The sequence below is a fragment of the Pedobacter sp. genome (genome assembly GCF_045628745.1).
Lineage (GTDB): Bacteria > Bacteroidota > Bacteroidia > Sphingobacteriales > Sphingobacteriaceae > Pedobacter.
On sequence record NZ_JAZQPU010000097.1, the window covers coordinates 1 to 9219 of the forward strand.

Annotated in this window: 8 protein-coding genes and 1 pseudogene; 4 read left to right on the forward strand and 5 right to left on the reverse strand. The window is 35.6% G+C overall.

The features are described from left to right. Nucleotides 1-64 precede the first annotated feature (64 nt). Both ACR2F7_RS04020 and ACR2F7_RS04025 read right to left on the reverse strand, forming a co-directional pair. Nucleotides 65-607 (reverse strand): RNA polymerase sigma factor, encoded by a 543-nt coding sequence (locus ACR2F7_RS04020; RefSeq protein ID WP_432712305.1) that lies wholly within the window; start codon nucleotides 605-607, stop codon nucleotides 65-67. Nucleotides 608-774: 167 nt separating this feature from the next. Further along, a complete protein-coding gene (locus ACR2F7_RS04025) occupies nucleotides 775-1968 on the reverse strand; it encodes a TlpA family protein disulfide reductase (RefSeq protein WP_432712306.1) in 1194 nt (397 codons plus the stop codon). Nucleotides 1969-2221: 253 nt separating this feature from the next. Between ACR2F7_RS04025 and ACR2F7_RS04030 the strand changes: the two genes are divergently transcribed. The 3 genes from ACR2F7_RS04030 (at nucleotide 2222) to ACR2F7_RS04040 (ending at nucleotide 4658) form a co-directional block, all read left to right on the forward strand. Next, nucleotides 2222-2755 carry a GNAT family N-acetyltransferase gene (locus ACR2F7_RS04030; protein ID WP_432712307.1) on the forward strand — a complete coding sequence of 178 codons (534 nt, stop codon included), beginning with the start codon at nucleotides 2222-2224 and terminating at the stop codon, nucleotides 2753-2755. 61 nt (nucleotides 2756-2816) lie between these two features. Further along, the gene (locus ACR2F7_RS04035; protein WP_432712308.1) at nucleotides 2817-3563 is read left to right on the forward strand and encodes a hypothetical protein; all 747 of its coding nucleotides are present in this window, start codon (nucleotides 2817-2819) and stop codon (nucleotides 3561-3563) included. Between the two features lie 138 nt (nucleotides 3564-3701). Then, on the forward strand, nucleotides 3702-4658 hold the full coding sequence (locus ACR2F7_RS04040; protein WP_432712309.1) for a S41 family peptidase: 957 nt from the start codon (nucleotides 3702-3704) through the stop codon (nucleotides 4656-4658). Between the two features lie 35 nt (nucleotides 4659-4693). On the opposite strand, the pseudogene ACR2F7_RS04045 reads toward ACR2F7_RS04040, so the two are convergent. Then, a pseudogene (locus ACR2F7_RS04045) lies at nucleotides 4694-5176 on the reverse strand (metallophosphoesterase); the annotation flags it as partial. A 236-nt stretch (nucleotides 5177-5412) separates the two neighbouring features. On the opposite strand from ACR2F7_RS04045, the gene ACR2F7_RS04050 reads away from it, so the two are divergent. Further along, entirely contained in the window at nucleotides 5413-7074 is a 1662-nt protein-coding gene (locus ACR2F7_RS04050; RefSeq protein WP_432712310.1) for a MutS-related protein, read from the forward strand. A gap of 233 nt (nucleotides 7075-7307) precedes the next feature. Here ACR2F7_RS04050 and ACR2F7_RS04055 read toward each other — a convergent pair whose 3' ends face one another. Further along, entirely contained in the window at nucleotides 7308-8303 is a 996-nt protein-coding gene (locus ACR2F7_RS04055) for an ABC transporter ATP-binding protein (RefSeq protein WP_432712311.1), read from the reverse strand. A 415-nt stretch (nucleotides 8304-8718) separates the two neighbouring features. Continuing rightward, nucleotides 8719-9219, reverse strand: a 501-nt coding sequence (locus ACR2F7_RS04060; protein ID WP_432712312.1) for an outer membrane beta-barrel protein, incomplete at its 5' end; no start/stop codon positions are given.

Here is a 9219-nt window from a genome sequence, read left to right on the forward strand (position 1 = left end):
GGGATAAAAATGAAACGAGCTGCACGAGGCATTTTATAAAATATCTTTTTCATAATTTAAATTGTTAATCCGTTAACTCATCGTATAGTTTTTTCAAGCGTTCCCGAAGGTGCAGTACAGCATATCTTTTTCGCGAAACCAGTGTTTGTACATTTACACCAGTTTGTTCCGCTATTTTTTGAAATGGAATATCTTCCAGTTCATGCCACACAAACACCTGCTTTTGTTCTTCAGGCAGCTCATCTAAGGCAATGAAAAGCTGTTTCCAGAATAAATTACGCAGGTATTCTGTTTCCGGGGTCCTTGAATCAGAGAAGAGTATGGATCTAAAATCCAGCTCCTCTTCATCATCAAACAAATCATCCAGCAAACTTTCAGAACGCTTACGGTATCTATCGGTGATTTTGTTACGGGCAACTTTGTAAAGCCAGGCACTGGTCTGTTCAACCGGTGAGGTATTGACCACCAGGCTGAGGCTATACCAAATATCCTGCAGAATATCTTGTGCGTCCGCATCATTTTTCACCCTTCCACGAATGAACGACAACAGCCCTTTACCGTATTCTTGAATGGTTTTTAAAAGGTAACTGTTCTTCTCTTCGCGCATTGGCCGTTAAAAAATATACTTTGTTTATAAGGTAAGACGATTGAGGAACTGAAACATTTTAAAAAAATGAAAATAATTTTGGGCAAAGGTATTCTGCCCAAAATACCTTGCAAAATAAATATTTAGGTGAAGTTTAATGAATGAAGGGATTTAGAAACTATGACTGATTATAGCCGTTTACTAATTTCCCTGTCAAGGTCATTTAGCAGCGTGGTTGAATAGCCATCCAGGGAAAATGCAATCTGCTGATTGCTGTCAATTATAAATAAGGCTGGGGAAGCACTAACATTATAAAGTTTTTCAATTTGTTTACCATTGTAAACATTTTTCATTGTGATGCCTCTATTTTTAAGGAACGTAGTTAAATTTGTACTTGATGGATCGTCTTTTGTATTTACCCCAATGAATACAACTTTGTTTTTATCAAATTTATCATGAAGTTTTTGAAGATCCAACATCTGCTGAACGCATGGCGCACAGGCTTTGTACCAAAAGTCAATGATAACAATTTTATCTTTAAGGTCACTTAACTTCAAAATACCGCCGTCAAGTAAAGGTAGAGTCCAGTTTGGAGCTAAACTTCCAATCTTGAGTAGCTGTTTCGTTTCAGGTTGTTGTGCTTCATCTACAATCCTTTCCTTATTGTATCCTGATAATATTTCCTTATCAAATAGTTTGTCATCAATTTTTATATTTAACTCAAGTTCTGTTATCCAATTATTAAAGGTTTGGATTTCCTTCGCATTTTTAATCACATTCTCCATTATCACTTCTTCGCCCATAGGAAGAAAGCTCTTTGCTGAGATATAATAATTTGCATAACTGCTAAAGTCGTTTTTTGAGTATGTAGGTGAAGTTATTTTATAATAACTGTTGCCTTTATAATCTACGAGGGAAGGTGATAATTTCCAAGAGGATAATTTATTATACTTGATGGCCAATTGAAAACGGTGGTTGAACGAATTGAATAATGGCACATACATATCGCTTTGATTCAAACTTTTAATTTTATTCCTGTTTTTAGCAGCGGGTGCAATCTCTAATACTTGTTTGTATAAGAGATAGAAATCCGTTCCATTATATTGTTGTATAATACCAGATTGGTCAGTAGAGGAGAATTTATAGCCCAATAATGTGTCCTTAGGATTTGACTTGAAAGAATAATCAAATAAATTAACTCTTGTTGAACTATCCTCTCCCACCGAGATCTTCGTATACTTAGTGTTCAGCTTATACTTTGCTGAAGATATGTTTTTACTGGCCTCGTCAATTCGCTCCGCTAACTTTACAATATCATTTATCTGTGATTTTGCTTGTAGACTAAAAAGATGAAGTAACAGGATGGTAAGGAGAGCATTCATATAATCTGATTAATTGATTTGTATATCAATATAATACAATATATACTTATGTTGTTAATAACTGTCTCTATTTCAGATTTTAAAACAAAAGTGGAAAGAAGGATTTTATGGTATCCTGAAGGTTTTTAGGTGAATCAAATTCAAAATGCTGCATGTTGAAAGATAGCATTAATTAAAATGATACCGGTATCTTCCATCTATTTTATGGTAGTAAATGGTAACATCAGGTCTATATTTGCTAACTATTAAAAGAATGACAAATAGCGTGATGGAGAATATAACTAAGGATAACTATACATTGCTACAGCTGTTACCAAAGCATTGGAAAGAATATAAATCAATCAGGCTCGAAGCATTGAAAACAAATCCTGGAATGTTTGGCAGCAATTATGCAAGTGAATCAAACTATAGCGAAAAGGACTGGGTATCCTTATTAGAAAATGAGTTACGAGGTATGTTTGCTTTATATCATGATAAAACCTTGGTAGGGTTATCGGGTGTTGCCATTAAAAAAGATCAACCAACCACAGCTATCTTCTTTGCGTCTTTTATTAAGCCAGCACACCGCGGAAAAGGTTTATCAAAAATGTTTTATGAAGCACGAATGGAATGGGTGCTTCAGAAGAAATGCAAATTTATCACTGTTTCTCACAGGATTGGTAATACAAGCTCAGCAGCGGCAATAAAAAGATTTGGATTCAAATATGCACATACTGAAGAAGTAAATTGGCCTGATGGGATGCGAGCGGATGAGGTAACGTATTCAATCGAAGTAAACAATTCTTAAGGTATCAAGATAAATACATGCTTTAAAAAACAATCTTCTAAATAAATTTTAACTTGGCGTTGTGAAAATTAGCAAAAATTATTTTATTATACCAATCTTGGTTTGTGTATTAATGTCATGCAAAAAGACAAGTACAATTGATTCTGTTGATCTTCAACAAAATACAACAGACAGTATTTCCTTTAGCATGAATAATACCCTGTATTCTTTTAATGAGACCTATTCAGTTGGAGTAGGTAATAGTCAAATTAACGTAAAGCCATATAACGAAGCCATTGCTGGCCGAACTTATGCTTATGGAACTGCTGGAAAATTATGGTACGGAACTCCAGATTCGACGATGTATTCATCATTTTTTGGCCTGAGTTCTACTACTAAAAATCGGGGGATAACTTTAGAAATATATTTTAATAAGAAATACAAAATATCTGATCTTACTAAATCTACGTTTGTGATGATTCCAGAAGATCAATCTAAAATTTTTAAGCCTGGAAAACAACCATTCGCCATAGACTTTGAAAAGGAAAACACCAGAGAAGGCGTTGTATTAACTATTTTTGGGGAAGGCAAGATATTGAGCTCAAAAAAGCCAGGCTTCTCTATAGCTATGCAGTCTCACAGAATGGATATTCAAGATAACTCGAGCTTTGAAATTTTAAAAGTTGACCATATCAAAGGTGATGATTACCTAATGGAAGCAGTTTTCTCCTTAAATTTATTTGACGAGCAGGAAAACTTATACCGTGTTGAACAAGGATTTATTAGAAAAAGAATTAACATGTTACGTAATTGGTCACCAATCAACTAGATTGATTAGATAAATCTATTAAGAATTACTGTCGATGCAACCTTTATCATCATCTTGCGTCTTCATTAAATGAACAGGTTTCTCCTTATAACTCTATTATTTCTTCCATGCTTTATCAAAGCACAAACTAATTCACCATTGATCGTTGATAGTGTTAAATCCTATCTTGACAAAAGCCTGCTTATTATTGAGGCCAATGCATTAAATAGTAAAAATGTCAATTGGAAAGAATTACGTCAGCATGTTTATAATAAGGCTTCGGGAGCAAAGCGCTATGAAGATATTTTACCCATATACCCCTATATATTCGAGCAAATTGATGATCATCATGGCAGCTTGAAATATAAAAATAAAACCTATAGCTGGAACAAAAACGATGGAATTAAAGTAAACCAAACCATAAAATCAGCCACTAAAAAATATTCATTTGTTCGTTCAGAAAAGATTGGAAAAGATATCGGGTACATTTTGATTCCCGGGAACAATGATTTTCGAGGTCAACTTATAGATAGCATTAGTAGAGACATCAAAAATGCTATCGCCAAAATAAATGACAAGAATATTAAGGGATGGATTATTGATCTTAGAGTCAATACTGGTGGAAATATGTATCCTATGATTGCAGGTTTAACAGAATTTATTGGTGAAGGAAGAGTAGGCGGATTTATAACCCCTGCTCTTCAACCTGATGGTGATTGGATCATTAAAAATGGAACTTTTTATGTAGATTCCGTAAAAGTATCACCCGTAAAATACAAGGGCCATCCCATTAAAAAAGATGTTCCAGTCGCGATTTTAATAAGTAGTTATACTGCAAGTTCAGGAGAGATGACCGCAATAACGACCATTGGCAGGTATAAATCAATTTTAATTGGCGAGCCCACCGCAGGGTATACGACCACTAATTTAGGATTTAAATTAAATGAATACTCAGGTCTTAATTTGGCTGTAGATTATGCCGCTGATAGAAATGGGAAGATTTATCCTGAAAATATTAACCCCGATATCTTAGTTTCCGAAGGTGATAATTTTGAAGTCCTCCATAAGGACCAAAAAGTAAAAAAAGCAATCGCTTGGATAAGAAAAAACAGATAGCTTTACATTACATGCAACCTGACTTATACAGTAATTTATCCCCTGAGGAGCTCGAATATGGTAATTTCTGGCAAAATACCAAATCTGCCGGGGTATCCCATAAAGCCAAAACCTACATTAACATATAGTTGTTGATTGCCTTCTTTATACAAACCTGCCCATTCTTGATAACGATATGATACAGGACTCCATTGAAACGATGCTGTTTGAACACCAAATTGCCCACCATGAGTATGACCACTAAACATAGCATCTATTTGAGGATATTTATGCAAGACTTCTCCACGCCAATGAGAAGGATCGTGAGACAACAGCAGTTTCACCGGGAGATCATTCGTATCTTTCATGGCAAGGTCTAACCTGCCGTAATTATTTTGATTGTTAACGCCCCAATTTTCAACGCCTATAATCGCTATTTCCTCATTATCTACCCTTAATCTTTTATGGTCATTTAATAATAGGTCCCAACCCATATTTTTATGAATTTCTTTAAGGTCCCTGAAATTTTTCTCCTTTGAAATGTTACCTACACCATCCAACTTAGGAACATGACAACATAACTGCAAACATCCCGGATAATTTAAAAGCCAAAGTAAAGAAATTCATTGAAGATATTTATTAGGCTGGCCCATTAGATTCTTTTATCATATGCCACAGTTTAATTATATAATAGTTGGTCGACTTCATTTAATGGAGGTTCTAGAAGTATTATGAAATAATAAATTAAAATTCCAGTAAATTACTAATTTTATGCATGTTATACTTAGTCCTATTTGTGTTTTGCTTTCTGCTGCTTATCATTTTCGTTAATTATAAAAAGAGAAGAGAATTTATTAGAATAAATAGGACGATTCAGGATAAATGGTCTAAACCCGAAATTGCGGATAGGGACTTCAACCTAATTTCCTCTTATTATTATAAAGTAGCTAATGATCATATTCTATCGGATTCAACAGCTGAAGACATAGATTTTGAAAAACTTTTTGCCTATGTCGATAGAACAAACTCTAAGATAGGTCAACAATATTTATATTGTAAACTAAAATCCCAGGAGAACAATCTTAGTTCACTAAAGGTGCTTGATACTTTAGTAGAACAATTCAAAGATACCGATCTACGACAAGCGCTTGAATATGAATTGTCCAAGCTGAACAAGGTAAACGCCTATTTCTTGCATGAATTGTTCACGGTGAACATTCAAAATCTTTATAACAATGTCTTGGGTTGGTATATAAAATTTGCAGGATTCTTATGGCTTTTTTCATTAGGGTTTATGATTCTAGAAAAAAGCGAAGCCGGCTTTGTAGTCACTTTCATCTTGACAATAGTTAACTTATATCTGCACTTTCGTAATAAGCAGAAGATAGCACGGTATGTTCACACTTTACCACAGTTGAATTTACTGCTTCAGGTTGCCAAGCGGATTTCGGATAAAATTTCTACGCCTGAAGCACTTTTGGTAAAGAAAAATATAAGCCTATTAGGTAAGCTGAAAGTGTATTTAAGTTTCGTCTCTTTCGAAGATAGTGTAAGTAAAGATCCATCAGATATTGCGTCTGGTATCTGGGAATTATTTAAAACTTTTTTACTGATCGAGCCAGCAATGTTCATCATTTCAATAGATCGTGTCAGTAAACATAAAAATACAATTAAAATGGTTTTCAATTACGTCGCTCATCTAGACTTTGCAGTTTCCATTCAATCCCTGCGACAGGATCTCCCAATGTATTCGAAACCAGAGTTCATATTAGACGAGAATACAATCATGATTGAAGCGCTTTATCATCCATTAGTTAAAAATTGTGTCCAAAATTCAATTGTCGTATCTGCTTCACAAGGGGTTTTAATTACAGGTTCAAACATGTCTGGGAAAACAACCTTCATCAGGTCAATTGCCATAAACACCTTGCTTTCACAAACATTATTTACTTCTTGCACTAAAGCTTATAAAGGTCCTTTTCTAAGCTTATCTACAAGTATTAGAGTTAGCGATGATATTGAAAGTCAGAAGAGCTTTTTTCAAGCTGAAGCAACGTCGGTTCTCACTATAATAAAAAAAAGCATGAAGGAAAGTGGTTCGTTAATTATTATTGATGAGATTTTTAAGGGGACTAACACCATTGAAAGAGTAGCCGCTGCCAAGGCTATACTTTCATATCTTGCATTTAACAAGAAGTTTATTTTCGTTTCTACCCATGACCTTGAGCTTGCAGAGCTTTTAGGTGATGAATATGCAATGTATTCTTTTGAAGAAACTGTTTGCGAACAACGCTTAGTATTCGATTATAAACTAAAAGAAGGAGTGCTAAGAAATAAAAATGGAATTGCTATCCTTTCCTCCTTGGGATATCCAGAAATTATTGTTTCAGAAGCACGTTTGATCTCAGACCAATTGAGAAAGAAGTATAACATGTAATCAGGATTAAAAAAATTTACATCAACCACATCAGTGAATTTGAATTGCTAAGCAATTAAGAATACAATTATCGTTCCTTGGATATTCAATAAAGTTATTTAATAATTACTCTCTAATTATAAGAATCTAACCGTTTCTTGATAATCAATTTAATGAAGTTGTATCTTGGAGGAACTTTAGTAACACATACCCATTTACTAATCACATGCTTCTCAATAATAATCATCTCCCTCCTACTCAAAACTCAAAAACTTCGTTATACTTGCCTGTATAAAGTCTTTCTTCTGATGCTCCCCCCTGTTTAGCTGTATAGCACGAAGCCTCACCCCGTTTCTCTCCAGCAACAACTCCTCATAAAAACCTTTATAATAAACATCCATCACTTCATACTTTCTGCTGGTCAGCGAGCCCTTCAGCTCCACCCATTCAGGATAAATGATGATGTTTTTCCCTTTACAGTGCAAACCCAGCTGATCCGCTTCAGCAAGTGATAAGGCATTGGCATTACCCAATAATTGCGCAGTATACACATGTGATGGGTGGTTGTATACATAAGATGGTTCGCCTTGCTGCAACAACTGTCCGTCTTTAATCAATAACAGCTGATCAGCCATAAACAAGCCGTCGGCAGGATCATGAGATACCATGATGACCGTAACGCCTGTATCGGCCACAATTCGCTTGATATCCGCCCTTAACTGGTTTTTAAGCAAAGCATCAACCTGGCTAAAAGGTTCATCAAGCAATAATAAGGTGGTATTGCTTATCAAAGCTTTGGCAATGGCTACGCGTTGTTGCTCACCCCCACTCAATTCGGTAATCTTCTTGTCTTTTAAATGAACGATGTTCAAATGCTCCATCATTTCAACAGTACGGTCATGTTTGCCTTTCACATCCGTGTTAGACAGCATGGAGGCAATGTTATCATACACCTTGGCATAAATATTTAGTGAGAAATCCTGCGTTACCATTTTCATCTCCTTATGCCCGGCAATCAATTGCTCATCCGGACCTAATACCCTTTTGCCATTGAAAAGAACCTGTCCACTATCGACTTTCAGCAAGCCATAAATACATTTCAGCAAGGTAGATTTACCACTGCCGCTTTCGCCTAATATGGCTACTATTTTTCCGCTTTCAATGTCAAAACTGATATTCCTAACGCCGGAATTTTGTGTGCTTTGATGTTGTTTCGTTAATTGCTGTACGCTGATGACCTGTTCCTTCACGCCATAAAGGTAAATAATTAGCCGCTTATTTTATATTTTGGCGACAAGCATCAAACCTCCCCATCATAAAAGCCAGAAAACAACGAACCTCAGAGAAAGACAAAATAAAAAAGGCAGCTTTAACAGCAAAACCAGTCTTAACTTAAAATTAAATTAAGCACAAAACAACTATCTGTCACGTTAAGGTTTCCATAGCGTTCAGAGGGCGTTGGTAGGGCCTTCATAGGGCCTTTCCATATCGACGGATATCTAATGGCCCTGCCAAGGCCCTCCGAACGCTCAGCAAAAAACAACCAAATTAATAGTTAACAAATACTTAAGGAATAAAAAAAAACAGGCTGAACTCATTTTAAATGAGACAGCCTGTTCAGGTCAACTTGTGTGTGTGGAGTATCTTTATAGCATCGGCTATTTTTTAGTTCATCCCGAAGGTGATACCGAATGACATATTTTTCAATCCTTTTTGTGCCGGACTATCGAACATATCGTTGAAGTAATATTTAGTGAAGAAGCCTACTCCTCCGTAACCTAGTCTAACTGTACCGCCGTACCTGAATGGTTGGAAATTATAGTCGTCTTTATATTTAACCTTGCCATGTTCATCGCTTACTTGTTTTACTTTTCCGTTGAGCAAGAAGCTTACTTCCGGACCAACTACGAAATAGAAGCGTTTTCCTTTGTCGTTTTCTTTAGTGCGAAATTCTAAGTTCAATGGAATATGCACATAGCTGTTAGAAAAACGGTTTTTGCTGAAGTTAGTCGTTTCTGGCAGCGCAACTAAATCAGGAGTACCTTGTTGGATGGTTACATTCTGGCGCAAACGGATCATGGTCCAGTCGAAACCACCAGCTAAATATACCTTAAAATTAGGGTTAAAACGATAGCCCAATTGTAGCACGTCAAAAGATACAGTAGA

Excerpts from the sequence above, each read along its gene's own strand:
- ACR2F7_RS04025 (WP_432712306.1), bottom strand. The coding sequence starts at position 1,968 with ATGAATGCTCTCCTTACCATCCTGTTACTTCATCTTTTTAGTCTACAA.
- ACR2F7_RS04020 (WP_432712305.1), bottom strand. The coding sequence starts at position 607 with ATGCGCGAAGAGAAGAACAGTTACCTTTTAAAAACCATTCAAGAATAC.
- ACR2F7_RS04030 (WP_432712307.1), top strand. The coding sequence starts at position 2,222 with ATGACAAATAGCGTGATGGAGAATATAACTAAGGATAACTATACATTG.
- ACR2F7_RS04050 (WP_432712310.1), top strand. The coding sequence starts at position 5,413 with ATGTTATACTTAGTCCTATTTGTGTTTTGCTTTCTGCTGCTTATCATT.